A 25,397-nucleotide genomic window follows, 5' to 3' on the forward strand; every position below is an offset into this window, starting at 1 on the left:
TCTTTATAGTTGTAGGTACAGTTAGGCTTTACCGGTAGAGTCCGCCAGATAGTTGCCTTTAAGCAAACGCTCGATAATGAGCATCAAAATTACGTTTGGAATCACAAGGATGAGTGATACCACCGCCGCGTTTGGACGGATGAAAGAGTAACCTAAGTAGGAATACAGGATGGTCGGTACGGTGACATAATCCGGTGATCCAAGAACAAAGGCGATGTTGAATTCTTCAATACTGATCACCAGACAGAAGATCAACGATGCCAATAAGCCAGGTTTTAGCATTGGCAGATACGCGTGTTTAAATGTTGTCCAAGGGCTGCCACCTAAGTCACGGCTTGCCTCAATAAGATCTTGAGGAACGCTTTTGAAACTGGCTGACAAAATACGGATAGCATAAGGCAAAGCCAGTACCGTATGGCCAATCACAATGCCAAGGTAGGCGTTAGACAAATTAAGGTTGATCAGCATCGAGCTAAAGAAGACACCGATGATCATACCCGGCATAACAAGCGGTAGAAGTGTGACAACTTCGGCCACTTTCTTGCCCGGGAAATCCTTGCGGCCTAGTGCGTAAGCCGTTGGAAGTGCGAGCAATACTGTCAAAAGAGCGACTGCTGGAGCAATCGAGTAACTGTTAGTTAGTGCTTCCACTAGACCTGAGTTTTCCCACATGTCTGTCCAACGTCCGAATGACATCACCGGTGGAAGAACATCTGGATAGCTCCATGGGTGTTCCGGGTCTACGAGTGACCAGATGAGCGCCATAATAAATGGCACACCTAACCAGAAGAAGTTGACCGCAAGAAACAGTCCAATAGCGATTTTGTTGATCAGTTTGCCATTTGCCGTTCTTATTTTCGGCAGTTTGCGGCGTGGTGCTTTTGCTGTTGAGGCGAGTGCAGTCATTATTTCAGCTTCCCTTTCTTAGTGGCTAGTGGGGCAGTCAGTAGAGAGATAGCCAGTGAGGCGATTACAGCGGTCACCATGATGATGACGGCCACAACAGCACCTTTGTTCCATTCCATAAACTCTGTTGAGGTAATGTGCATTAACATAGATAGCGAGTAAGTGTTCTTAGGACCCGCAATCGAGTAGAACGAGTAGTCACCTAGAGCACCGATGAAAATTAGAATCAAAGAGACTTGCAGGGCTGGTATAGATAGTGGGAACACGATGCCAGTGAAGCGACGCCATGCGTTTGCGCCAAGATCTGAGGCGGCATCGAGAACATCATTTCGAATTGAGTTCACCGCACCCGCAAGTAGAATCATTGCAAACGGCAGCTGTTTCCAGATTTGAAGAATAATAACTCCCCAACCGAAGTTGTCGTTTTGCATACGAATCGGTTTTTCAGTAATGCCAAGCCACATCAAGCCTTGGTTAACCACACCATGGTACGAAATCACGTTAACCAACAAGAAAGCGGCAACCAAGCCTGGAATGAACATAGGAGCGCGCAATAGACCTGTAATCGTGGTTGAACCGGTAAAGGGCTTACGTAGCCAGAGCACAAGCGGGTAGGCCAGAGACACCGCGCCAAGAGCGCCAATGACTGATACTTTAATAGAGTAAATCAGTGACTTGTGAAGTGTTGGGTCAGCAAGTGCATCACGCCAAAATTCAGTGGAGAAGCCACTCTCTCCCATCATGTTATGAAAACCAAAGCTCTGGGCAACCACCATGTAAAACGTTGAACCCATCAAAAGTAAGATGGTGCCTACGCCAGGCAATAGCATGAGCCAGGTTTTCCAGTGGGTGCGTAGACTAGTCATGCGGCACCTCTTCAAGGAACCTAATGCCAGTCTTAGGCAAACTGAATGTTAACTGGTTATCTTGGAACTTAGGCTGTTTTGGTAATTGAATACGCATTTCTAGTGGAACTTCATTAAGTGATTCCACTAGAAGGTCGGTGACATTACCCATGAAAGCCATTTGATTGACGCGCACTTGGAAGCGGTTGATATCGCTATCTTCAGCTAAGCGAGCGTCTTCTGGTCGCCAACAAACAAAAATATTGTCTGACTTTGGTGGTTCATCAGATTCAACGATGAAATCACCAATTTCTGTTGTGACCGAGTAAGTGTTGGCTTGCTCTGTCTTGTTTACTTGTGCAGGTAGAATGTTAGCGGCACCAATAAAGTCAGCAACAAAGCGGTTTGCTGGACGATAGTAGATGTCTTCCGGGGTACCAATCTGTTCGATACGGCCACGATTAAGCACAACGATTTTGTCTGACATGGCTAGTGCTTCTGCCTGATCGTGTGTCACGTAGATAGCAGTAAGATTGTAGCGTTTTTGAAGTTCGCGGATCTCAAAACGAACCGACTCTCTTAATTTCGCATCTAGGTTAGATAATGGCTCGTCGAATAAGATTACAGCAGGTCGAGTCACCATCGCGCGAGCAAGTGCGACGCGTTGTTGTTGTCCACCTGACAATTCGCTTGGCATTTTATGAGAATGTTCACCCAGATCGACTTGTGCGACGGCTTCTTGAACGCGCTCAATCTGTTCTGCTTTTGCTACGCCTTTTTGGTTCAAACCGAAGGCAATGTTGTGCTCAACGCTCAAGTGAGGGAAAAGCGCGTAAGATTGAAAACACATAGAGGTATTGCGCTTTTCTGGAGAAACATTAGTGATGTTTTCATCGCCAATTAGAATCTCACCAGAATCGGGAGTGTGGAAACCACCGATCATTTTTAACAACGTTGTTTTGCCGCAGCCAGAAGGCCCAAGAAGAGTAACCATCTCTCCCTCTTCCGCCACAAAGCTAATGTCTTTAGATGCGACAAAATCATCAAAATTTTTACAGATATTTTTTAGTTCTAATCGGGACATTGAGTTGCATTCCGTTTCAGTAGAAGTTTGCACAGATTTGGAGTCTAGCGCTTCATTATTGCAATTATATTAACTAAGTTAATTTAATTGATCTGTGAAAGTGGTCACGTGATAAGCGTTATTGACGGATTTACTGATGGAAAAGGTTGGATAGTGTGATCTGACGCATGTAAATAGTCAGCTTATATTAATCTGGTTAATTTAATTGAGATTTTTTGAGGAAGAGAAAAGAGAGAGGGAGTGGTCACTCCCTCTCTGAAGGCTAGCTAAGCAGATCGAGAATCTGCTGAGTTTTTGAGGACACTAATTCGGTATTGTGTCGTGACTCTACGTTCAGTCGCACCACTGGTTCAGTATTAGAGGTACGTAAGTTGAATCGCCAGTCATTAAACTCCATGCTGAGACCATCGGTATAATCGACAACAAGGGCATCGTGTTCAAAAGTTTGTTGAACGCGCTTGATGGCAGCTTTTGGATCTTGCAGTTTGGCGTTGATTTCGCCCGAAGATGGGAACGCGACAATACGATCGGCAACCAACTTAGAGAGCGGCTGCTGCTTCACACAAAGAAGCTCACTGACAAGCAGCCAAGGAATCATTCCACTGTCACAGTAGGCAAAGTCTTTGAAGTAATGGTGCGCACTCATTTCGCCGCCATACACTGCATCTTCCAAACGCATACGCTCTTTGATGAAAGCATGTCCCGTTTTAGACATTATCGGAGTACCGCGATTCTCTGTGACGATGTCGATGGTATTCCAAGTTAAACGAGGATCGTGGATGATTCGAGCATTTGGATTCTTCTGCAAGAACGCTTCTGCTAATAGACCCACAATGTAGTAGCCCTCAATGAACTCACCTTGCTCGTCAAACAAGAAGCAACGGTCAAAGTCACCATCCCATGCAATACCCATATCAGCACCGTGTTTTACAACTGCTTCAGAAGTGGCGGCACGGTTTTCCGGTAGTAGTGGATTAGGAATACCATTTGGGAAACTAGAGTCAGGTTGGTGATGAACTTTGATAAATTCGATGGCAATGCCCAAATTGGCGAATTTTGCTTCCAGATCGTCAATAACATGACCTGCAGCACCATTGCCTGAATTTACTACCAGCTTAAGTGGCTTGATGTTGTTCGGCGTAATGTAGCTAAGCAAATGCTCGGTGTATTCATCAAGGTTAGACAATTTTTTGTATTGTCCAACTTGAGCAATTGACTCAAAGTCATTTTGTTCAGCGAGCTGTTTAATGTCGTTCAAACCAGTATCACCACTGATTGGCTTACCGTTATCTCGAACCAGTTTCATCCCATTGTAGTTAATAGGATTGTGGCTTGCGGTGACTTCGATTCCGCCATCTACGTCCAATGACTGGGTCGCAAAGTAAATCTCTTCTGTACCTGTCATACCGATATCAACAACATCGGAACCTGCATCCATAATGCCACGCGCCAAGGCAAGTTTAAGACTTTCTGATGTCTCACGAACATCGCCACCCACAACTACGGTTTTAGGTTTTAGAAATTGCGCATATGCTCTGCCAATGCGGTAGGCAATATCCTCGTTGAGTTCGTCTCCCAACTTGCCGCGAATGTCATAAGCTTTAAAACAGCTAAGTGCTTTCATGACTAGACCTTATCCTTGAAAAATGTCCGAAAGCATCGCTTTTAATGCGCCATAAGACAAGTGCTTTTCGCCAATGTCATAGTTTTGTTGCATACCGGATGATCTCAATTCAGCATCAAACAGATACTCAAGTGTTGAATTGACGGCGCCGTTTAACGTTTCTGGAGCGATGACAGCGAGTCCAGATTCATCCACTTGATGGTCATTGCCAAGGTCGATAATGTTAAATTGGTAATCGGCGATATCTAAGTCAAATACAGGATAGCGATACACTACCATAGGGACTTTAGCGACAAGTCCTTCTAGAAATTGATTTCCCCAACCTTCTAGCAAACTAGGGTAGGTGATGATGTCTGCGTGTGAGTAGACGTCCCACAAAGAATAGACTTTTTGCCCTTCTTTCTCACCGCGAGAATGACCTACCCAATCATTGATAAACAGTAATTCCACGTTGCAGGCCTTGGCTTTATTCTTCAATAAGTCAAGATAACTGTCTTCTTCACACATTCCTGCAAACATAAGGATTAAGCGACTGTCTGCACTAAATATTTCTCCGTTATAGAGCGTTTTTCCAACGAGCTCTTCACGCTGTCTGCTCATTGCATCAATCAAGTCGATTGCCAGTTCGATGCCTTTTCTTGCAACAATACGTGTTGCTTGCAGAAACAGGATATCATTTGCGCCGACACCGAATCGTGCTCGCAGATCTTGATTGTATTCATCAACTTTCCAATCACTGCCCTGAAAATCGAACACATTAGGCACCACCGTAGATTCGATGTCGCGGCGTTTTTGAAGTTCTGTTTGCGCGATACGGTTGATCACACAGTGCTCAACCAGTGGGTGTTTAGGAGGAAAGAGGGTGTTGAGCAGTTGCTGAATGCCTGGAGACGTTGGGTTTGAGTATTTAACACGTTCCCAATGAAAATCATGATGATGGCAAATAACACGAGTCTGCGTGGCTTCGACCGCTTTCATAATACCGAGTGCGGCTGGTAGGTGATAGCCAAGTGACAGCATGTTATTTGGGACAATAATGTCAATATCTCGTTGGTCGATAACCTTGATGATACCTGCGGCAATGTCATTGGCTCGATGTTCAATGGCGTCTAACAAAACCGATTCTGATGCGTAATCATCGCGGCTCACATAAGCGTTGTGAATGATTTTGTCGTTGAATGGCTCTAAATAATGTAACTCTGGCACGAGATCAGCGTCTGTACTGCCTGAACTCCCGGCTAGATAGAAAACCTTATGGCCCAAGCTCTCCAGAGCCCATTTCCATTTGTCCATCTCAAGAGATACGCCATCAGTTTCGCCTACACGAAAGTGTGTAAGGAGGATATTCATGTTTCACTTTCCCTATAATTTCTGAATGTGGTTGGACGTAATTTAGAGGATTATATAAACGGATATAATGATAGTTTTACAAATTAGTGATCGAATTCACGATAATCCAAAACCGGTTTTGGTTATCTGAAAAAATGAGACTTGGCTCAATTAATAATCAATAAAGCCTGTTTAGACTAGGTGCAAGTCGCAATTATCAAGTGGTTAAATTAAAAGCCACTATTTTTTGGAAAAGTATCAAAACCGGTTTTGGTTGTTTGATTTGTAATAATGGATATCAACATGGCTCAGGAACAGACGGCTAACTCTCAAGTTAAAAAAGACCTGCAACAAATCTTGGCAGGTGTGTATTCGCCAGCTCAACTTAATGAACTCATCCCCAACCTTCTCAATGTTATTGCGAATCAGCCTGAGTATGTGGGCAAAAAGCAATGGGTAGATCAAAACGACATCATGCTGATTACGTATGGTGATTCAATCAAAAAACAAGGAGAAGCACCTCTTCATACCCTAAGAGAGTTCTTAAACGATAATGCTGCGGATGTGCTCTCTGCGGTGCATATTCTCCCGTGTTATCCCTATACCTCAGACGACGGATTTTCTGTCGTTGATTATTGGAAAATCAACCCAGAATTGGGTGATTGGCAAGATGTTCAATCATTGTCGAACAACTATGACCTAATGTTTGATGGGGTGATCAACCATATTTCAAAATCCAGTGATTGGTTTCAAGGGTATTTAAAAGGGGAAACGCAGTATCGAGAGTTTTTCACCGAAGCTAATCCAAACCGAGACTACAGTTCAGTTACACGCCCTAGAGCATTACCATTACTGACGACTTTTGAAACCGCAAACGGTACAAAACATATCTGGACTACGTTCAGCGAAGATCAAATTGACCTTAATTTCCGTTGTCCTGAAGTGTTTCAGAAAATTGCCGAGCTACTGCTGTTTTATGCTCAGCAAGGAGCCTCTTTTATTCGCCTTGATGCGATTGGATTTATGTGGAAAGAGTTGGATACCCCTTGTATTCATCAGCCCCAAACTCATGCCATTGTTCAGGCGCTGCGAGCATTAATGAGTGCCGTGGCTCCTCACGTTAAATTGATCACTGAAACCAATGTACCGCATAACGACAATATTAGTTATTTCGGCAATGGTGAGAATGAAGCTCATTTGGTGTACCAGTTCCCGCTACCGCCATTAACACTGCATACATTGCAAACTGGCAACAGTGAAAAGATTGTTGAATGGATGTCGAGCTTAGAGCCGTGTTCGGAACAGACCACATTCTTCAACTTTTTAGCCTCTCATGATGGCATTGGTGTGCGTCCTGTAGAAGGTATCTTAAACAAAGAGCAAGTCGACCATTTACTATCGGTAGTGCAGACCAATGGTGGCCGCGTTTCATACAAAGATAACGGTGACGGTACACAAAGCCCTTATGAGCTGAATATCAACTATTTCGATGCCATCCGTGATGCGAATTCGGATGACCAAACTAACCTAGATCGCTTTATGGCGGCCCAGTCCATTCTCATTTCGATGGCGGGGGTTCCTGGAATATATGTACACAGTCTATTGGGGTCGGGAAACGATATAGAAGGATTGGAACGCCTAGGGTATAACCGCGCGATTAACCGTGAAAAGCTCGAACGTACTGAAGTGGAAACTGAGTTGGCTAATCCAGAATCTCGTCGTGCCCAAGTGCTATCTCGCTTTAAACATATTCTGGGTATTCGTAAGCAACAGAGAGCATTTGCTCCTAGCGCAAGTCAGCGTGTAGTGGCAACCAGTGAGCAATTGGTCACTTTTGTGCGTGATGAGCAAATATTGGTGGCTATTAATATTTCAAATCAAGCGGTTGAGCTAGATACCAATGCAGTGCTTAAAGGAGTCTCTCACGATTTGATTTCTGGTAACGACTTAAGTGGTGTTGTTACTGTACAACCATATCAAGTGATGTGGTTAGCTAAGTAGAAAATAGAGCCAGCCTAGCTGGCGACTCATAAATTACATGAATCCTAAATCGTAAAGGATATAACGATGAAACTAAAAACTCTGACCCTTGGACTTGCCGTAGCTAGTTTAGGCTTATCCAGCCTTGCACAAGCGACTACAGTTGAGTATTGGACAACACAAACCCAATCAGACCGCCTTCAGACGATAGAAGTGATGGCTGATGTGTTCGAAGCATTGAACCCAGGTATCGATGTAAAAGTAGTGGCAGTAGATGAAAATGACATGCCAAAGCAGATTGCTGCAGCTGCCGCATCGAATACGCTCCCAGCTATGATTGAAGTAGGCTCTAACCTGTCATTAGCGTTTGCTGAGCAAGGCATTGTTGATTTAGACGCCACGACCGCAACCATAGAAGCAGTAGGTAAAGACCGTTTTTATAAAGGTTCATTGAAGTTGGTAGAAGACCCAGACAACAATAAATTTGTTGCTCTACCATATCGTGGTTGGGTTCAAGGTATTTGGTATCGTGCTGACTGGTTTGAGGAAGCGGGTTTAGAGCCACCGACAACATGGGAAAACATTCAAAAAGCGGCGAAGTACTTTAATAAGCCTCAGGAAAACCAATACGGCATCTTAATTGGCACTAAAGCGGATAGCTATGCTGAGCAAGTTTATACGCAGTTTGCCCTATCAAACGATGCAGGTCAGTTTGATAAAGACGGCAACCTAATATTCAACTCTGAAGCGCAAAAAGAAGTTTTAGACTTTTATAAAGATCTTTCAAAGTACACACCTCCGGGTCCACAAACATGGCGCGCACGTGACTACTATTTGCAAGGCAAGCTAGCGATGTTCTTCTACTCCACGTATATCATGGATGACATTGCACTCGCCGAAGCTGCGGCAAGTTCATTGAGTAACGAGAACTTCAAAGATCTTAAAGGCGCGACGTTTGATCCTAATCTAGCGAAGAACACGCGTTTAGCTCCAGCAATCACTCATACTTCAGCTTCTACATTTGGTACCTTGGTTGGTTTCTCTATCATGAAGAACGACAACAAGGATGAAGTGGAAGCGACTAAAGCGTTCATTGAATACATGAACGAGAAAGATCAGGTTGTTGCATACTCTCATATGGCACCTGGTGGCCACCTTCCTATGCTTCGAGACATCGCTGAAACTGATGAATTCCTTAATGATCCAAAAGGCATTTTTGCTAACTATGGTAAAGAGTCCATTAAGGAGATCATTGCCGGTTTTGAGAACATCAAGAACTTCTCCATTGTGGACGGTAAGGCGTTCCCTGAATCTGGTGAAATCTTCTCGAAACAAATCATTCCACGCATGATCTATAGCTCTGTGATTGAAGGACAAGACACGCAAAAATCGTTGGATTGGGCTGAAAACGAGATGCAGCAGCTTATCAAAAACTAACTCTGCATAGCAAAAGACGTCGCTGGCTAACCAGCGGCGCACCTTCACTAAGAACCTTTACGGGGCAGCATGGTGCGCTGCCTCAGATTAACAAGGAATTACCATGACACCATTAGAGAGAGCAGAAGCGCGGTTCGGGTGGAAGCTTGTCGCTCCGACCATTGGCATTATTGGGCTTTTGATACTCTATCCAATCGTTTTTAATGTTTATCTAAGCTTCTTTGATGTAAAGCTGAACGGTGACAAAACTTTTGTCGGGATTGCCAACTACGCTCGCTTACTGGCAAATCCAGACTATTACTCATCAATTGCAACAACCGGTATCTACCTATTTGGTACTGTTGCTGGCACTACGTTGTTAGGACTCGCAGTCGCATTATTGATGCGTAATCCGTTCCGAGGTCGTGGCCTAGTGAGTGCTGCTATCCTTATGCCATATTTTGCACCGGTTATTTCCGTTGTGTTTGGTTGGCAATTTCTTTTTGACCCTGTCAACGGTGTCTTTAACTGGTTAATGGTTGATGTACTGCATATCTGGAATCAACGAACCAACCTCATTGGTGAGCCGGGTTCGGCTGTTTGGGTCGTTATTATCTTTGATGTTTGGAAGCATTTCCCAATTGCATATCTATTGATCCTATCCAAGTTGACGTCGATTCCTAAAGACCAATACGAAGCGGCGGCGATTGACGGTTATGGACCAATTGGACGTTTCTTCCATGTGACGCTGCCAGAGATTTATTTCGTATTGGCAACGGTAGTGATTCTACGTTTGATTTGGAACCTGAACCGCTTTGAAGACGTGTTCCTTTTAGCGCCCAATGTTCAAACTCTTCCAGTATTTACGTACTACCAAGCCTTCACCGGGGTCATTGATCAAGGGCTTGCTGCTGCAACCTCCGTGATTCAGTTCAGCGTCTTGTGTGTGCTGATTTGGTTCTATGTTAAGAAAATTCTTAAGTGGTAATTCATTATGTTAGGAAAACCAACAATTAAAGGACGTATTGGATTTGCGTTAGCAATTTTCTTACTGGTGAGCTTCTGCTTACTTCCATTTGCGCAAATTCTGTCGACTTCACTAAAACATCAGTTTGACTGGGGCAACCCGTCATTGATTCCGCAGGTCGTTAATCTCGACGCCTATAAGGAATTATTAGGTTTAACTGAGCAAAAACAGGTAGAGATACCGGCAGCAATACAAAAGATTCTTGAGAACCCTAAGCTGCCTCAAGATAAGAAAGACGCCATTATGGCGAAATACGCCAGTAACTCTGATGTGTTTCCCTTTGGCCGGTTTATGCTGAATAGTTTCGCCATATCTGCGGGAGCGGCTACGGTGTCACTCATATTCGCAGTCATGGGGGCTTATTCCATTTCGCGCCTGCGATTTACTGGGCAGGTAATTGTTCAGCGCTCGGTGCTCTTCGTTTATATGGTGGGCGGCGTACTGTTGATGGTACCGCTGTATCAAATGGCGGTAAACGTCGGGTTAGCGACCAGTATGTGGGGTAGTCTGTTCTGTCTCTTCGCCATCTATATTGTGCAAACATTGCCAGTAGCGCTGTATATGCTGGGTAACTACTTCCGCACGATTCCTTTTGCGTTAGAAGAGGCGGCGATGATGGATGGTTACTCGCGCAAAGAAGCAATATGGAAGGTGGTATTGCCGCTATCGGTACCTATGCTCGCAACCGTATTTATGTACTGCTTTATTATCGGCTGGAATGAATACCTATTTGCGTCTGTATTCTTAAAACAATTCAAAGAGTTCTACACATTGCCACTCGCGCTACAAGAGCTATTTGTATCGAAAAATGCGATTTGGGATCGAATCATGGCAGCGTCCATGTTAACTCTGGCTCCAGTCGTAGTGTGTTTCTTGTTTGCTATGCGTCATATGGATGGTGGCAAAACTGATGGTGGTGTGAAAGGTTAATTATTATGGCTTCTATTTCATTAAAAAATATTGTTAAAAACTACGGTGACACCAAGGTTGTAAAAAACATCAGTCTTGATATTGAAGATGGCGAATTTGTGGTGTTAGTTGGCCCATCGGGATGTGGTAAATCGACTACGTTACGTATGATTGCAGGCCTTGAACAGGCGACATCTGGTGAGATATCCATTGGCGACCGAGTGGTTAATGATGTCGAACCACAACATCGTAATATTGCAATGGTGTTCCAAAACTACGCACTGTATCCGCACAAAACCGTTGAAGAGAACATCGTGTTTGCTCTACGCCGCTTAAAGATGGAAGAGTCGGAGATCCAGCGTCGGTTGGAAGATGTTGCCAAAATGCTCAAGCTGGAAGATTATCTCAAGAGAAAGCCTGCTGATCTTTCTGGTGGCCAGCGCCAACGTGTTGCTATGGGTCGTGCAATTGTACGTGATGCTGACTGTTTCTTGTTTGATGAACCTTTGTCAAATCTGGACGCCAAACTGCGTAACCACATGCGCACCGAGATTGCGCAAATCCATAACCGATTTGGCCGCACCAGTGTTTATGTTACCCACGACCAAGTCGAGGCAATGACGCTAGCGGATAAAGTGGTGGTATTGCGCGATGGTATTATTGAGCAAGTTGGCTCTCCGATGGAGATCTTCCTCAATCCAGTCAATATTTTCGTTGCGACCTTTATTGGCTCTCCGTCAATGAACATCATGGACGGTACGCTCTACAACGAGTACCTGGAACTAGGGGGATATCAACTGCCTAGAAACCTGCTGACCGGAGTTCATTTTGATGAGTCTGTACCGGCGGAAGGACTTGCCGTAAAAGTGGGCATTCGTCCAGACTTTTTTAATGACAAGGAGTTCTTTGGAGAGAGTGAAACAACCTTTAACTTCGATAACATCAACATCGACCTAGTTGAACCTATGGGGTTTGATAAAGAAGTGTTGTTTAAGTTGGGAGAAGAGAACGTGAAAGCACGCTTGGACCTTCGTTCAGAAGTAACACGCGGCCAAAAAATGGACTTGCTCGTCGACTTATCTCGTGTCCTTCTGTTTGATGTGAAAACAGAGCAACGCCTTTAATTGCTAATCCCCTTCATAGGTTTGTGAAGGGGATTTTTATGGATGCCAATATGTCTCTATTGCCGAAAACTTGTGAATATCTCAACGTAAACAATCAGTTTTCCCTATTAAAAGGCTCTGATCTTTCAAGTCAGCTTTGTCACGCGTGGTTTATTAGCCAGCAGTCTGACCATGTTGAATATCAGGTCGCCTGTGAGCTTCTTACCATAAATAAACACCATCCTGTCTTGGAGTTCCTAGATGCGTTTGTACCGGATGCTGAAGCCGAGCTTTCACATTACTGTGACGAGTTACCCGAAGGCGATAATCCTCTGTGGCAACTATTCAGTCCCGAAGCCATAGTGGCTAAATCGACACCCGAAAAGGTAAGAGAGGATATTCACCGCAATCGAACTCTGCATAATATGACCAAGTCGTCACAGGCGATTACAGATGTCGCTGAACAGGTCTTGTTCACGAGCAATGTGTTATTGGGTGTGCCACTCCGAGGGGATGATGTTAGCCACTTAACTTTGGGGGAGTGCTTCCATCAAACCTTACAGCAGGCTCAAAATCAGCAGCAACAGTATTGGTACGATCATCCAATTCCTGTTGGTATCTCTGCCGAAGAGAATGAGATCCTTTATGGTTTAAAGCACCTTGATAAAGCGTTGGAAGTGGAAGTAGATCGAGGCAACCTTGCACCAGGCGCTAAGGCAACTATCGTGCTGTCATGCTCGGTGACACACCCTGCGCTGGCCGACATTGCGAAGCAGTATGTCGAGTTTGAGATCAACACGCACCTTAACCTCAAGCACCTCAATGTAGCCGTTTTTGGTGAAAGTGAATGTCTTGAGGTGCTGCGTCATGCATTTCCAGAGGCGAGTGATGATCTTAAAGGCGTATTTGGAGTAAACGGGGCATATGGAAGACACTATAGCTTCCTTAAAGCTGTTGCGCCTTTGTGGCAAAAAGCAGTGAACCCAGAGCTCAAAGCTACATTCAAAATTGACCTTGACCAAGTGTTCGACCAAACCATGCTCATCAACGAAACGGGCAAATCTGCGTTTGAACACTTTTTGGATTCTAATTGGGGTGCTAGCGCTGTTGATAACAATGGTCACAAAGTCAAATTGGGCATGATTGCTGGTGGACTGGTCAATGAAAGCGATGCTCACGTGGGTCTGTTTACCCCTGATGTGACGCTGCCGACGGGCAGTGATTATGCTATGTTTGAGCAGCTGTTCTGTGCTCGTTGGGGGCAGGCTCTATCCACTCAAGAAGAAGTCATCAGCCAGAGATATGACATCCAGCGTGTGCACGTCACAGGTGGAACTAATGGAATCTTGATTGACGCGCTGTATGAGTTCCAACCTTATACGCCAACGTTTATCCATCGAGCTGAAGATCAGGCATTTATATTGTCAGCCTTAGCTAACCCAATCGATGATCATTACCTTGCGTACAGTCATCAACCTGGGTTGATTATGCGTCACGATAAAGAAGCGTTTGCGGGGCGAGTCATGGAAGTATCGGAGGCTGGAAAGGTGCTCGGTGATATTGAACGAGTGCTGCTGTTTAGTGGCTACGCTAAACAGCATCCATTAGGAATTGAAGCGCTAAAGGAAAAACTGTATCCCTTTACCGGTACGTTTGTCTCGAAAACACCAATCGCACTTGCACTGTTGAGGTTTATGTTAGAAGGTTGCTATCGAAACAAAGATTACTTAGATGATGGTGCACACCGCTTGGTTAACTGCTTGAATTATTGTAAAAATGATTTAGAGAATGAGGTCATCTCCAATCAAAAAGGTTGGCAAGAATACTATTCACAATTGAAGGACGGAGCGCTGACGCCACAAGCGGTTACCTCTATCGGTCGTTGTCAGCTATTGGTCAGTGAGTGCTAAGGATATTATGTCGATAAAAAAACTAGCAGAACATTTAGGGCTCTCTAAATCTACCGTTTCGCGGGCGTTAAATGGATACAACGATGTAAACCCAGAGACTCGACAAAAGGTGTTGGCTGCGGCAAAGGAGATAGGCTATAAACCTAACCCAACAGCGAAGCGTCTCGCATCTGGTAAATCAAGAAACGTTGGTATCATTCTACCGGCTAACTCGCGGATGTTCGTTTCACCCGCCTTCTCAAAAGTATTGGCAGGAGCTTCAGCATTTCTTGCTCGTCATGATTACCAACTGATCGTAACAACGATTGCTGATTGCCAAGATGAGAATAAGGTCTACTCAGATTTTATTGAAAGTGGCCTGATCGATGGGCTTTTTATTGTTCGTACACGCAGCAATGATGAACGTATTGCCATGCTAAAACAGAAGCAGTTTCCTTATATCTGTCATGGTTACGATATCGGCTTTGAGGAAGATTGCTTTGTCGACGTTGACAATGAGCATGCCTTTTATCAAATGACAAAACGTCAGTTAGAGCATGGACATACGCGTATTGCTTTCCTAGACGCGCCTATTGAATTGACGCTCTCTCAAGCTCGTAAGCGAGGGTATGTTAAGGCTATGGAAGAGGCCGGTCTATGTGCAGATGACCGTTTATTGCTCAACGGTGAACTGAACGAAGAAGACGCGATCAAGATGGCAAAAGAGGTATTGTCATTAGCTCATCGCCCAACGGCGATCTTGTGTGCTGATGACACCATGGCGTTAGGTACTATAGCTGCTTGTGAGGAGCTTGGTTATCAGCCTGGTGTCGATATTGCGATTGCCGGCTATGGTGACTATGAGCACAGTCGTTACAGCAAACCTTCCATCACGACCTTGCATTACGATACGCATAGTGTGGGCGAAGAAATGGCCAAACTGATGCTTAATCGTTTGGAGAACAAGGGTTTTGTGATTCAAAATTGGTTCGAAGCGGAAATTGTGTCTCGTCAATCTGACAAAATCACAAACAAGTCATTAACCTAATCCAAACTGGGCAGCCTACAGCTTAAACAATGGTAGGCTGCCTCATTAATGCTACGATTGTTTGCATGTTTTACCATCGGCTGAGAATTCACCTCTACCTATTCCTCGCTAGTCTTTACCATCCGCTCTAACCTGATGCTTGTTATGACCGACAATCATGGATCGCAAGCAATGAACTTAATCGTCAACGTGCACAAAGGTGTTCGCAAACTCGGCTTTGAGTGGGCTACTCGTCAAGCATGGAAGTGTGGAATGAAAGCCAACTTGGTGAATCGAGTGATTGGTGTTGCTCGTGGGCAAGTGGTGTGCGTGATAGATGGCGCACGAGCCGAACTCTCTACCGAGTTGAATAACCCTCACCACCATGAAGAGAAGCAAGGGCGATATGTGTTTGTTGGTGGAGTAGTGTGGGAGCCAAACGACCTGCTAGCTCCAGCTTTCCCGGAATTTATGTTTATGCATGTTCGCAACTTAGGCAGTAAGCATAAATACATGACCGACGACGAGCTATTCTTCAATTTGGCTTAACCAATGATCGCCTTGTTTATTAAGTGCTTGATTGGATCTCTAGCGGTTTTGCTTATTGCGATTCTTTCGAAAAGTAAAAGTTTCTATATCGCTGGGTTAGTGCCACTATTTCCTAGCTTTGCGCTTATCGCTCATTACATCGTGGGTACTGAGCGCAATATGGAAGCGCTTCGTATGACGGCACTGTTTGGAATCTATTCATTACTCCCGTATGCCGCCTATCTATTGGCTGTGTACTATTTCAGCTACTTCTTAACTCTAAGTGGGACCTTAGTTTCCGCTGTTATGGTATGGGTTCTTTTCGCAACCATTTTATTGGGAGTGTGGAACAGAACCATGGTGATTGCGACTTAATTCAGGTGGTCTTTAGTCATAGGGGTAGTGTACGCTTTAGACAGCTTTTTTCCTCAGATTGGTAGACGGTTGAATAATTCGTAGGAGGAGTGTTGAAGATATGCACCCATGGAATCAAACAGTAAAAGCAGTATTAGAACCATTGGCAAACGCTGAAAACGCCAGCTTTATGAAAGCCTACATGCGTGACCAGTATACCTTCTACGGTATTCAGTCTACGCCACGAAGAGCAGCTTTAAAGACGTTATTTACCAAGAGCCAACTTCCTTCTTTGGATGAGCTTTCAGGTGTGATTGATGAGCTATGGTTGCAGCCCGAGCGAGAGTTTCAAATGGTCGCAGTTGACTTGCTTATCAAACTCAAAGCTCAATTACCGTTAGCGATGTTAAAGGACTTAGAGCACTGGTTAACCACGAAGTCATGGTGGGACACTGTCGATATGCTAGCAACACATATTTTGGCGAGTTATTTTGTTCGCTTTCCCGAAGAAACTGCGCAAGTCATAGGGAATTGGCGGCAGTCGGAAAATATCTGGTTGCGACGTTCAACGCTCCTCTATCAGTTAAAATTCAAGCAAAACACCGATAGAGCTTTGCTTTTTGAATTGATCCGAGAAAACCAATCAGATAAAGAGTTCTTCATCCAAAAGGCAATAGGTTGGGCATTACGAGAATATTCAAAAACCGATGCAGAATCTGTCGTGCGATTTATAGAAACAGAACGAATTGAAGGGATAGCGAAGCGAGAAGGGCTGAAGTGGTTAAAGAGTAAGCAGATTATTCGAACACTTTAACCACTCCATATGCTACAGAAACGTTTAGGTACGTTTTAAGTACTGTTGTTTCGTCATGCCATAAAACAACTTAGAGTCAAAACCTTGCGTGGTTTTGTAGTAATCAGCATGCTCGCCCTCTCTGACATAGCCACACTTTTCTAGCGTTTTATATGAGTCAACATTTGAACCATAACAGTCGGCACAGACTTTATGACTGCCTAGTTCATTGAATGCCAATTCCGTCATTAGTTGGCATGCACGGGTAGCAATACCCTGTCCCCAAGCGAGCCTTGGAAGCTGATAACCTACCTCGTGGTTACCCTCTAAGAACATAACTTGGGTGATGGCAGTCATCCCCATGTATTGTCCTTGATGGTCTCGAATGACAAAAGTTGGGTTATCGGGCCAGCGCTGCTCTTCGAGTGCTTTTTCAGTATCTTCAACAATGGGAGCAAAAAATCCCTGGTATAAGGCTTGGTCTGCTGGGGCAAAAAATAGGTATTGATTTACTTCTTCATCATCAAACATCTTGAAGATATCGACGAGATCCTTTTGTTGGATCAATTGTATAGATAGCGTTTCATTAAATGGTACTGACTCGCCGTGTTTTAATTTTGAATATGACATTGTTTACCTCGTTATTTGCGGGCCATGTTAATGAACTCTTCCGAAGATGAATTGTACTTTTGCGACAAATTACGTCTCAAAGTCACCATAGATGTCTATAGTAAGGTCGCGTTGACTCAGGTAGCGATTAGGTGTTCGTTTGATCTGCTGTTTGAGTTGTTTTATGAGGTGCGATTGGTCGCTAAAACCAAATCGTTGAGAGAATGCAGCCCAATCCACAGGCCCTGGTTCTTGGTATAATGCGAGCACCATCTGTTCCAGCTTTAGCATTGATTGGTATTTCCTAATACTGAGCCCCATAACCTGGCGAAAGTGCCGCTCAAGCGTGCGCCGAGTGCTATTGCAATCTTGCGCCAGTTGTTCGACATTTAGCTCGCTGGCTTCATCACTACTTAGTTGGTTAGCGACAACGGAGAGAGCCTTAGAAACTAATGAATGGGCTTTGTCTTGTTGATAGCTTATTCCTAAATATTCAAGCTGCTTTTCTATACAACCGACGACTTCTTGTTGAGATATACAGTCGAGTAACGACGCCTGAAATGACTTGTCAAATCGTAAGGTTAACCAATCGTACCATCCACATTGATTTAGTATCTCAGAGGATTGTGGATTGAGTAAATAAAGTGCGTCAGGTTGAAAGGTGATGCCAATGCGCCTTAAAGGAGCAACATCATCCATTAGCAACAAGTGTTCGGAGGCCGAGAGTAAATGACTACCTTGCCCACTCATTACCTGTTCGCCATTGTCATAATGGTAACGCTGCTCCGGTGGCGTAAATAGCAGGTGAGCCCTCGGGTTCGGGATCAATTGTGGAGGCGAACTAATTACCTCGTTAGGTTTAACCTCTAGATACCAAACTTGATGAATTAACCATTCGTACCCTTCAAGGGACTGCTTCCAAGTGATCATTGATACCGTATTGTAGCTGGTATGGGTATGTGTTGTACTGCCGCTAGTGGCACTCTCATTAGTGATAAAGCTCGCTAATACTTAAATTGGTTGGTTCAAGCTTGTTTTTGAACAAAAGTCTGCCATTGAACTTTCTAATCTCGTAAATCTTGGTTGACTTCAGATAATGAAAAGCGTCAAGGTCGAGTAGAATGAAGTGTTGTCTGAACGCGCATACTTGATATCACCATAACTGGTTACGTAACACTGATCTGAGAACCCTGTGCTGCGTGCTATACGGGGGGGCTATTGACTTTCAGCGTCTTTACTCCCAATCAGATACTTCTTCTAATTCCAAATCCTATTTGCTATATCAGAGAACTGTTAATTTTTAAGTACTAGCACGTATTAATGGTTTGTATCTGTTATCATCATACGATAACAGTAACAAACAAGTATTCTATATGGCCAAGATATCCGCTGAAGAAAAAGCAAAAAAGAAACAAAGCATGGATGATAAGATTTTCTCAATCTTTATTAATGAAGGTTGGGGATCAGTCACTTATGATCGATTAGCAAAAGAGTTTAGTGTACGAAAGAGTAGTATCCAAGCCTACTACCCAAGCAGCATTATGTTCGCTACGGCTCTCCAAGGAAAAGTGTTTCCATTAGTTATCCCTCTTTTAGATTTTTCTACAAAGCAAGGGTTCATCGATTCATGGCTAAAAGCTTACAAAGATGAAGAGCAGCATTTATTCAAAGAAGTCGTGGAGATGCTATTCGACAATATCTTGAAAGATGGGACAAGCCCTCACTCTAGAGGTTCAGTACTTCGACTACAGCAAATACTGGCACAAAATATCGGTGAAGATGATGCAAAGATGGCAATAAAAATAGTCTTTGGTGAAATAATTTACCTAAAAATGCAGATATAAAACAAAACGTTAAGAATAAAAGCACATGTTCACTGATTATTTTTATAAAAAACCGCTTGTAATGCGTACTGGTACCAATTAGAATTGGTCTCATCAATACGGAGCAGGCATGTCCTTCTTCGTTTTTTTTAAAATTTAATGCGTACTAGTACGCTTATGGGTGTGTGTATGAAACAAGTAATTCTAACTTCAGTATTCATGGTAGCGACTTCTTTCGGTACAAGTGCTACTGAATTAACAAAAGAAAAAGGTACTGAGCTATGTCCTGTTGCTACATACGCTTCAGGAGGCATCTGTTTGATGGAAGAAGGCGGTTCTACATATGTCTACACTAAAGACATTGAACCTATTATCGTTCCTGAACCAGTAGTTCCTCCTCGTGAACCAAAGCTAACTGATGAGCAGAAGTTCAAGGTATTGGCTGTCGCTTATATTGCTAACAACAATGGTGATACTGGTACTGACCCAATAGAGGAACCAATTGTAGTTAATCCTCTTCCACCTGAAGATATAATAATCGAACCTATTGATGTGGTGATTACTCCCATTGACCCTGGTTTCGGTGTAGACCCAATTGAAGTTATGCCTGGTGAGCCAGTGGATGAGCCTATCAAGGTTAATCCAATCAAGGATGAGCATGACTTGGATATGAGTTGGAAGAGTCCTCTTAAGATCTTAGACCCTCGCGACCAAGCTGGTTGGAACAAACTTTATGCATTGGCTCAGAATGATGAGACTCGCTCTTCTATCCAGACAATGATGCAGTATATGGAGCGTTGGGCTACCTGTAAGGATTGTACCGAGACTACTCCAGAAGAGTTCGATAAAGCTGTAAAAGATTTGTTCACTAACATTGATGCTCTTCAACCTGTCCAAAAAGTACTCGCTATGGCAGCAATTAACAACATCAATGTTAACCATACTGACTATGTTTCACTGCTTGACCAGTTAGTTAATGGTTTCGGTAAAGGAACTCCTGAACAGAAGACTATGTACAACAAGTTCCAATCTCTACGTTATAGTAAAGGTATCCGTGACGCTGCACGAAACAATGCCGATGGGTCTCGTAGTGACATTCGCCAAGAGCGTCGAACTAAGAATGGTTGGACGCGTGAGAAAGCTAAAGCAGCTTACGCATCACGCTAATAACTAAATTTGAATAACCATATATAATACAATTGATTACAAACAAAAAGAGCCTCATGATGAGGCTCTTTTTGATTTATGATACTTCCTGTATCCGTAGACAATTCCTATCTGCAGTATCTTTACAGATATCCAGATCATCAAAATCCCCAGTAACGATGTATCAAAGTAAATCTAGCAGGAACAGTCCGCAGACTCAATTTTTCTCACTATCTAACTCAAGGGATTTATAACCCCTCAGTCAATACTGGCCATAACGAGAAAAATATACACCTAGCACCAATTGAAAAACGTTTTAACTTAAAGCTCGCTTTAGCATATTGATAATGTCTAGAAGTATGCCAGCAAGTGGAGATTATGTTCATTATGTCAAACGAGCGAGTTAGCTACTAAAAACGCAACCCAAAAGCCCTCAATCGCTACTCTGTCGATTTATAGGTTAACCAGGCTGTAAGTATTTGGCCTTTTCAACGCGATTTACAAGGTGTTTCTGATAGAGAGCATTCCATTCGAAATTGTAAATAACCGTTCGTTTTAGCTAGTTTTATCCCAACATTTTAAGAATTTAGAGAACTCAACTGAAAACGCGATTGGCATAGATATAGTGAGTATTCCTATTCTTTTCGCATGAGCTTTAGTTAGGGGAAATGGTGCTCTAGCTACAATATGAACTATTTCCGAAACAAAGAATGGGGCACTTGTGAGTTAAGAAGTGTTAATAGTGAATCTTACGTAGAATGCTGAGCTCTACTTTTCCGGTATTCACTTGGGGTCATTCCCATGACCCTTGAAAACTCGCGATTAAAGTTAGACTTGGTCTGAAAACCAGAATTCATGAATATTTGTGTAATAGTATCTTGTGACGTATCCAAGGAGAGTTTGGCATGCTCTATGCGATACCCATTTATGATCTTAGAAATGTTTTTTTCGTGGACTTGATTAACTGCAATTGAAATTTGTTTTGCTGGTATACCTAACTTTCGTGTCAGCTTTGAAAGGGTTAACTCAGGGTCTAAGTAAAGTCTGTCTTCTCGGATTTTGGAGTCCAAAAGAGAAGTGATCTCGCGAGCCCTTTCGTTGGTCATTACCTGGGAATTGGTTGTCTCGTTACTGGGGTTGATTTGCTTAGATTTTGACTCCTCTGAAACAGGTGTATTAATACCCGCTACAACTACAGCTATCGATAAGACGGGTAGAAGAATCAAATGTGCGGCAGTAAGGATATACAGTGAAAATCCACCTTGATTAAAAGTGAAATCTAACGACATGAACGTGTCTACACACGCTGAAAATATCAGCATCCAACCCGCAATATTTTCCGCTTTCTTTACTCCTTCCCAGTTCCCTAACGAGACATTAATTAGTGCGGCTTCTTGTGACGAAAAGCGGATTAGTGCCATTCCATAGCAAACGTAAATTAAAGTAAGTAGTACATCTAGTGGAAGTGCTAACCAAGGTTGAGTTACAGCGCTTATAACGATAAACAATGGCGCAACAAAATGCTTAGCAGGTAGGGTGCTTAAACCACGATTGGCATGTGCAAACGCATACCACGCAGCAACAGGAATTATGGAGGCTAGAATAGGTTGCGCGATGCTGAAAATGCCAAGTCCAAATGTCCAGCGTAAACCAACCATTGAGGTCGTCACAGCACACAACCCTAAAAACATGCTAGCAACTTTACCTTGCTGGGAAAGTTGGGCATAAAGTGATATCGCCAGTAGTCCAAGTAACATGGAAACAACGAACGGAACGGGTATCGCAAGCATAACAAGTCCTAGTTTGATAAATGTGTTCTCACATTCTGGAATACCAAGGATAACTCGATGAAATATAATTGAAAATGCAACATAGACCAAAACAGGTTATAGAACGACCTAAAACCTGTTTTGAGACGTTTACACCACTTGTTCCGGTGCAAAATATCACCATCAGTCAAATATTGAGGTGGCATTTGTGAAATACTATTTTTTAGCTTGGAAGCGAAGTTTAGACTTTTCTGGTTGTTCGTCCCGCAAAGAATGCTGGATGTTTCTTTTAGTACACACATTGGTGGCGATAGGATGCATTGCTGCGGATATTGCTATGAATATGACAACATGGTTCGACACGATTTATAGCGTTATAAGTTTCCTCCCTATGCTTTCAGTAATTGTTCGTAGACTGCACGATATCAATAAATCTAGTTATTGGTTACTGGTCTTTTTCATACCGATAGTAGGACCTTTTTGGTTGATATATTTGTTAGCTCAATCGACTAATACTCACTTCGATGGGGAGGCTTTGGCATGAAAAAAGTAGTCACTCTTCATATGTTTTTATCGGTTTTATTTTCTACATATAGCTGGGCTGAAACTATACCCTCCAAAGGTAGTTTTGGAACTCTGTCTGTCGACAACATGATTCAAGGACAATTCCTTTGGCTTAACGGTCGCGTAGGTGATGCAATTTACTCATTTACCCTTCAAGATGGACAAGCGTGTACTTTAAAGTTACCAGTTGCTTTAGGTCGCATCTCTGAACCAGATTTTGGTATCAGTGAAACAGAAGGTCTAGCCATCGTTGTTATGAGCCAACGCCTCAATGACGCTCTTCTTCAAGGAAAGCGAATAAATAGCGAAGAATGGCATTTCACCACTGATACGTATGATGAAAAAATTGACGGGTTGATTATCAATGGAGTTAGCTTTGAGGAGGGCTTCGTTTTAAATTCGAAGCGAAAATGGATTTCTTGGTTTCTAAGAGATGAGCGAAACGTTGTTTGTCATTCATTGATATCGAGTGACTTAATAGGGGAGCCTTTCGCTAACCAATGAAGGAAATAAAGTCAGGTCATATGATTCAAGGGACGCGCCGTCAAAAGATTCCTGCCTTCGCAGGAATGACCGTATGTGGACTTAGATACTTGATGGTAAGTAGCATCTAAACGGTAAGAGACGGTTTAGAACCACTGGACTAAACCGTTTCTATCACGAGAGAAAAAGTACCTACAAACTATTATCTCGTATCGTGAGCTTATTTAAAGGTTAACGAAAACTTGGGATAATCGCTGGTATCCCTGGTAGAAGACCAACCAACGCCATCACACTACTTAGCACTATAAACATAACTCCAGGCAATACCCATCTGCTCATTTTACTCAGCTCACCGCTACGTTCTTTACAACCGACTAAGCCTAAGTTATCTAACAACATGGTTAGAGACCAGCCAAATGCTGGGTTAACTAGTGCGGAAGAAAAGACAACGATAGCCGCTGATTGTGTGGTTTTCCCTTCGCGCGTCATTTCCATTCCTGCTTCTAGCAATGGAACAAATACTCCAACAACTAACGCAACACAAAGTACAGGTTGCCATATAGCTAAGTCCATAGGGTAGCCCCAAACAGCCGCTATGATACAGAACAGTGCTGTCAGCAAGGCGCCGGCAGGAATAGGGCGTTTAGCTATAGCGGCTGGCACGATATAAGTGCCCCATGAAGAAGTAAAATTAGTACCACCGAGCAGAGAGCCGAATGTTTGACGAATTGAAGCCGTGGTCATGGTATCGTCAATGTTCATGTGTACTTTTTCTGTACGTTCGGGATAGCTGATTTTTTGAAACACTTGATGTCCTAAAAAATCTGGCGACCACATGGCCACTGCTAAAATAGCAAAGGGCAGTACCACCATGAAATGTTCAATCGTTGGTAAGCCGAGCATCCAGCCAGTATCTTCTCCCCACCAATACATAGGGTTCATATTGGGTAACCCAGGCTCGGTTTGAAAAGAAAACGGGGCACCCATGGCAAAAGCTAACGAACCACCTAACAAGCAACTAAGAGGAACGGCTAGCCAACGCTTGCGAAAATGTTCCAACAAAGCATACAAAATAATAGTGCAAAAGATCACGACAAACGCAATATGACTCATGCCTATTCCCTCAGCCCAAGCGAACAGTTTTTTAACTTGAGAAACGGTTCCAACAAAGCCAAGGTAGAGTAATAGACCACCACAAACGCCTTTACTAGTGAGACTTGCTAGCATGCTGCCGCCTTTACTGATGGCTAAGATTAAGCCAAAAGCGCCAATCAGCAACCCAAAAGCCATAGGGTGCCCGCCTGCAGCGACGACAATAGGAATTAAAGGGATTAGCGGGCCGTGTGTGCCTGCGAGATTAGCAGTCGGTAATAAGAACCCTGAGAAAAGAATAATGAAAACAGATGCAATGAGTAGTTCATAACGAACATTTTCCAAAACAAAGCCTTCATTTAGCCCAAGTGCTCCAGCAAAGGTGGCTGCAATGGCTCCTACCATAACTACTTTACCAATAGTAGCGGCCATAGCTGGGATAGTATCTTCGAGCTCAAATCGATAATCTTTAAACGGCAGATTGGCACGCCAGCGTTTGGGTGCCATGATTTGTAATTCATGCTCTAAATATTGTTCTCGGCTATCAAATTTCGATCTTGGTTTATGCTGTTGTTCATAAGTTAGTTCATCCTCGTTGACCTGAGGCTTATCTGTTCGTATATGCACGGACTCTATAGTACTGCTCATTTTGATTCCTTTCGCTCACACTCTAAGGTGTGTTTTTCCAACCAACGTTATTTATTCACTGTACGAAGACTACGCGAGTAGTTGTCTATATATTTTCTGCGGCAAAGACTCGAGGACTCTTTTTGTGACGCCTGAAAATCAGTTGTTAGTACCTTATACCAATCGAAAAAAAACAAATAGTCTCAGACAGTTAGACATTAGTCGTAGAGTGCGGCTGCCAATGTTAGCTTTGTTGTGGAGTTCTATGGAACTGAATCAGGAAATTACGAACTGGTTGATTACATTGGGTAAGCACCGTAATACCATGCCGGAATCTTGTTACTAAACATCTAGCTGGAAACGAATAACAAAGCCCACCTAACTAACACTAAATGGGCAAAATGAGTCAAGAAAAGTCGAGTATTTGCAGTCCGTGAGTAAACACAAGTATGAATAGCCGTTAATTGGTG

Annotated in this window: 23 protein-coding genes; 14 read left to right on the plus strand and 9 right to left on the minus strand. The window is 43.4% G+C overall.

All coding sequences use genetic code 11. From position 1 onward, the window contains the following. Positions 1-21 precede the first annotated feature (21 nt). The 5 genes from L2W36_RS03820 to L2W36_RS03840 form a co-directional block, all read right to left on the minus strand. Positions 22-906: an ABC transporter permease gene (locus tag L2W36_RS03820; RefSeq protein ID WP_006070810.1), complete on the minus strand. Its 885-nt coding sequence runs from the start codon at positions 904-906 to the stop codon at positions 22-24. Beyond that, positions 906-1,772 (minus strand): ABC transporter permease, encoded by an 867-nt coding sequence (locus tag L2W36_RS03825; RefSeq protein WP_038227318.1) that lies wholly within the window; start codon positions 1,770-1,772, stop codon positions 906-908. The genes L2W36_RS03820 and L2W36_RS03825 overlap by 1 nt, the downstream gene beginning before the upstream one ends. Beyond that, positions 1,765-2,835 (minus strand): ABC transporter ATP-binding protein, encoded by a 1,071-nt coding sequence (locus L2W36_RS03830; protein ID WP_006070814.1) that lies wholly within the window; start codon positions 2,833-2,835, stop codon positions 1,765-1,767. Before L2W36_RS03830 ends, L2W36_RS03825 begins: the two co-directional genes overlap by 8 nt. Positions 2,836-3,097: 262 nt before the next feature. Continuing rightward, complete coding sequence (cpsG, locus tag L2W36_RS03835; RefSeq protein ID WP_236109370.1) at positions 3,098-4,459, minus strand: phosphomannomutase CpsG; 1,362 nt, start codon at positions 4,457-4,459, stop codon at positions 3,098-3,100. Positions 4,460-4,468: 9 nt separating this feature from the next. Further along, positions 4,469-5,809: a glycosyltransferase family 4 protein gene (locus tag L2W36_RS03840; RefSeq protein ID WP_236109371.1), complete on the minus strand. Its 1,341-nt coding sequence runs from the start codon at positions 5,807-5,809 to the stop codon at positions 4,469-4,471. Positions 5,810-6,091: 282 nt separating this feature from the next. Between L2W36_RS03840 and L2W36_RS03845 the strand changes: the two genes are divergently transcribed. The 10 genes from L2W36_RS03845 (at position 6,092) to L2W36_RS03890 (ending at position 16,835) form a co-directional block, all read left to right on the plus strand. Next, positions 6,092-7,789, plus strand: coding sequence for an alpha-amylase family glycosyl hydrolase (locus L2W36_RS03845; RefSeq protein ID WP_236109372.1), 1,698 nt, complete (start codon positions 6,092-6,094; stop codon positions 7,787-7,789). A gap of 66 nt (positions 7,790-7,855) precedes the next feature. Next, entirely contained in the window at positions 7,856-9,205 is a 1,350-nt protein-coding gene (locus tag L2W36_RS03850) for an ABC transporter substrate-binding protein (RefSeq protein ID WP_236109373.1), read from the plus strand. A gap of 103 nt (positions 9,206-9,308) precedes the next feature. Further along, positions 9,309-10,172: a carbohydrate ABC transporter permease gene (locus L2W36_RS03855; protein WP_006070822.1), complete on the plus strand. Its 864-nt coding sequence runs from the start codon at positions 9,309-9,311 to the stop codon at positions 10,170-10,172. 6 nt (positions 10,173-10,178) lie between these two features. Then, positions 10,179-11,141, plus strand: coding sequence for a carbohydrate ABC transporter permease (locus L2W36_RS03860; RefSeq protein WP_006070823.1), 963 nt, complete (start codon positions 10,179-10,181; stop codon positions 11,139-11,141). A 5-nt stretch (positions 11,142-11,146) separates the two neighbouring features. Further along, positions 11,147-12,244 (plus strand): ABC transporter ATP-binding protein, encoded by a 1,098-nt coding sequence (locus tag L2W36_RS03865; RefSeq protein ID WP_006070825.1) that lies wholly within the window; start codon positions 11,147-11,149, stop codon positions 12,242-12,244. 38 nt (positions 12,245-12,282) lie between these two features. Continuing rightward, positions 12,283-14,133 carry a hypothetical protein gene (locus L2W36_RS03870; RefSeq protein ID WP_236109374.1) on the plus strand — a complete coding sequence of 617 codons (1,851 nt, stop codon included), beginning with the start codon at positions 12,283-12,285 and terminating at the stop codon, positions 14,131-14,133. 7 nt (positions 14,134-14,140) lie between these two features. Next, on the plus strand, positions 14,141-15,160 hold the full coding sequence (locus L2W36_RS03875; protein WP_236109375.1) for a LacI family DNA-binding transcriptional regulator: 1,020 nt from the start codon (positions 14,141-14,143) through the stop codon (positions 15,158-15,160). Positions 15,161-15,331: 171 nt separating this feature from the next. Then, complete coding sequence (locus L2W36_RS03880) at positions 15,332-15,688, plus strand: hypothetical protein (RefSeq protein WP_006070829.1); 357 nt, start codon at positions 15,332-15,334, stop codon at positions 15,686-15,688. A 3-nt stretch (positions 15,689-15,691) separates the two neighbouring features. Then, positions 15,692-16,042 (plus strand): GlpM family protein, encoded by a 351-nt coding sequence (locus tag L2W36_RS03885; protein WP_006070831.1) that lies wholly within the window; start codon positions 15,692-15,694, stop codon positions 16,040-16,042. A gap of 100 nt (positions 16,043-16,142) precedes the next feature. Continuing rightward, on the plus strand, positions 16,143-16,835 hold the full coding sequence (locus L2W36_RS03890; protein ID WP_236109376.1) for a DNA alkylation repair protein: 693 nt from the start codon (positions 16,143-16,145) through the stop codon (positions 16,833-16,835). Between the two features lie 24 nt (positions 16,836-16,859). Here L2W36_RS03890 and L2W36_RS03895 read toward each other — a convergent pair whose 3' ends face one another. After that, entirely contained in the window at positions 16,860-17,444 is a 585-nt protein-coding gene (locus tag L2W36_RS03895) for a GNAT family N-acetyltransferase (protein ID WP_236109377.1), read from the minus strand. A gap of 69 nt (positions 17,445-17,513) precedes the next feature. After that, the gene (locus L2W36_RS03900) at positions 17,514-18,353 is read right to left on the minus strand and encodes a helix-turn-helix domain-containing protein (protein ID WP_236109378.1); all 840 of its coding nucleotides are present in this window, start codon (positions 18,351-18,353) and stop codon (positions 17,514-17,516) included. Between the two features lie 443 nt (positions 18,354-18,796). Here L2W36_RS03900 and L2W36_RS03905 point away from each other — a divergent pair, with 443 nt between their 5' ends. Beyond that, a complete protein-coding gene (locus L2W36_RS03905; protein WP_124941417.1) occupies positions 18,797-19,267 on the plus strand; it encodes a TetR/AcrR family transcriptional regulator in 471 nt (156 codons plus the stop codon). A 168-nt stretch (positions 19,268-19,435) separates the two neighbouring features. Next, positions 19,436-20,413, plus strand: coding sequence for a hypothetical protein (locus tag L2W36_RS03910; RefSeq protein ID WP_124941416.1), 978 nt, complete (start codon positions 19,436-19,438; stop codon positions 20,411-20,413). 728 nt (positions 20,414-21,141) lie between these two features. Here the strand turns inward: L2W36_RS03910 and L2W36_RS03915 are convergent. Then, a complete protein-coding gene (locus tag L2W36_RS03915; protein WP_236109379.1) occupies positions 21,142-22,182 on the minus strand; it encodes a helix-turn-helix domain-containing protein in 1,041 nt (346 codons plus the stop codon). Between the two features lie 187 nt (positions 22,183-22,369). Here L2W36_RS03915 and L2W36_RS03920 point away from each other — a divergent pair, with 187 nt between their 5' ends. Both L2W36_RS03920 and L2W36_RS03925 read left to right on the plus strand, forming a co-directional pair. Beyond that, a complete protein-coding gene (locus tag L2W36_RS03920; RefSeq protein WP_236109380.1) occupies positions 22,370-22,705 on the plus strand; it encodes a DUF805 domain-containing protein in 336 nt (111 codons plus the stop codon). Further along, the gene (locus L2W36_RS03925; protein WP_236109381.1) at positions 22,702-23,229 is read left to right on the plus strand and encodes a hypothetical protein; all 528 of its coding nucleotides are present in this window, start codon (positions 22,702-22,704) and stop codon (positions 23,227-23,229) included. Before L2W36_RS03920 ends, L2W36_RS03925 begins: the two co-directional genes overlap by 4 nt. A gap of 210 nt (positions 23,230-23,439) precedes the next feature. Here the strand turns inward: L2W36_RS03925 and L2W36_RS03930 are convergent, their stop codons facing one another. Further along, entirely contained in the window at positions 23,440-24,948 is a 1,509-nt protein-coding gene (locus tag L2W36_RS03930; protein ID WP_006070865.1) for a DUF3360 domain-containing protein, read from the minus strand. Positions 24,949-25,397 lie beyond the last annotated feature (449 nt).

The sequence above is a fragment of the Vibrio sp. McD22-P3 genome, assembly GCF_021568915.1.
In the GTDB taxonomy this organism is placed as follows: domain Bacteria; phylum Pseudomonadota; class Gammaproteobacteria; order Enterobacterales; family Vibrionaceae; genus Vibrio; species Vibrio mediterranei.

Excerpts from the sequence above, each read along its gene's own strand:
- L2W36_RS03820 (WP_006070810.1), bottom strand. The coding sequence starts at position 906 with ATGACTGCACTCGCCTCAACAGCAAAAGCACCACGCCGCAAACTGCCG.
- L2W36_RS03825 (WP_038227318.1), bottom strand. The coding sequence starts at position 1,772 with ATGACTAGTCTACGCACCCACTGGAAAACCTGGCTCATGCTATTGCCT.
- L2W36_RS03830 (WP_006070814.1), bottom strand. The coding sequence starts at position 2,835 with ATGTCCCGATTAGAACTAAAAAATATCTGTAAAAATTTTGATGATTTT.
- cpsG (WP_236109370.1), bottom strand. The coding sequence starts at position 4,459 with ATGAAAGCACTTAGCTGTTTTAAAGCTTATGACATTCGCGGCAAGTTG.
- L2W36_RS03840 (WP_236109371.1), bottom strand. The coding sequence starts at position 5,809 with ATGAATATCCTCCTTACACACTTTCGTGTAGGCGAAACTGATGGCGTA.
- L2W36_RS03845 (WP_236109372.1), top strand. The coding sequence starts at position 6,092 with ATGGCTCAGGAACAGACGGCTAACTCTCAAGTTAAAAAAGACCTGCAA.
- L2W36_RS03850 (WP_236109373.1), top strand. The coding sequence starts at position 7,856 with ATGAAACTAAAAACTCTGACCCTTGGACTTGCCGTAGCTAGTTTAGGC.
- L2W36_RS03855 (WP_006070822.1), top strand. The coding sequence starts at position 9,309 with ATGACACCATTAGAGAGAGCAGAAGCGCGGTTCGGGTGGAAGCTTGTC.
- L2W36_RS03860 (WP_006070823.1), top strand. The coding sequence starts at position 10,179 with ATGTTAGGAAAACCAACAATTAAAGGACGTATTGGATTTGCGTTAGCA.
- L2W36_RS03865 (WP_006070825.1), top strand. The coding sequence starts at position 11,147 with ATGGCTTCTATTTCATTAAAAAATATTGTTAAAAACTACGGTGACACC.
- L2W36_RS03870 (WP_236109374.1), top strand. The coding sequence starts at position 12,283 with ATGGATGCCAATATGTCTCTATTGCCGAAAACTTGTGAATATCTCAAC.
- L2W36_RS03875 (WP_236109375.1), top strand. The coding sequence starts at position 14,141 with ATGTCGATAAAAAAACTAGCAGAACATTTAGGGCTCTCTAAATCTACC.
- L2W36_RS03880 (WP_006070829.1), top strand. The coding sequence starts at position 15,332 with ATGAACTTAATCGTCAACGTGCACAAAGGTGTTCGCAAACTCGGCTTT.
- L2W36_RS03885 (WP_006070831.1), top strand. The coding sequence starts at position 15,692 with ATGATCGCCTTGTTTATTAAGTGCTTGATTGGATCTCTAGCGGTTTTG.
- L2W36_RS03890 (WP_236109376.1), top strand. The coding sequence starts at position 16,143 with ATGCACCCATGGAATCAAACAGTAAAAGCAGTATTAGAACCATTGGCA.
- L2W36_RS03895 (WP_236109377.1), bottom strand. The coding sequence starts at position 17,444 with ATGTCATATTCAAAATTAAAACACGGCGAGTCAGTACCATTTAATGAA.
- L2W36_RS03900 (WP_236109378.1), bottom strand. The coding sequence starts at position 18,353 with ATGATCACTTGGAAGCAGTCCCTTGAAGGGTACGAATGGTTAATTCAT.
- L2W36_RS03905 (WP_124941417.1), top strand. The coding sequence starts at position 18,797 with ATGGCCAAGATATCCGCTGAAGAAAAAGCAAAAAAGAAACAAAGCATG.
- L2W36_RS03910 (WP_124941416.1), top strand. The coding sequence starts at position 19,436 with ATGAAACAAGTAATTCTAACTTCAGTATTCATGGTAGCGACTTCTTTC.
- L2W36_RS03915 (WP_236109379.1), bottom strand. The coding sequence starts at position 22,182 with ATGCTTGCGATACCCGTTCCGTTCGTTGTTTCCATGTTACTTGGACTA.
- L2W36_RS03925 (WP_236109381.1), top strand. The coding sequence starts at position 22,702 with ATGAAAAAAGTAGTCACTCTTCATATGTTTTTATCGGTTTTATTTTCT.
- L2W36_RS03930 (WP_006070865.1), bottom strand. The coding sequence starts at position 24,948 with ATGAGCAGTACTATAGAGTCCGTGCATATACGAACAGATAAGCCTCAG.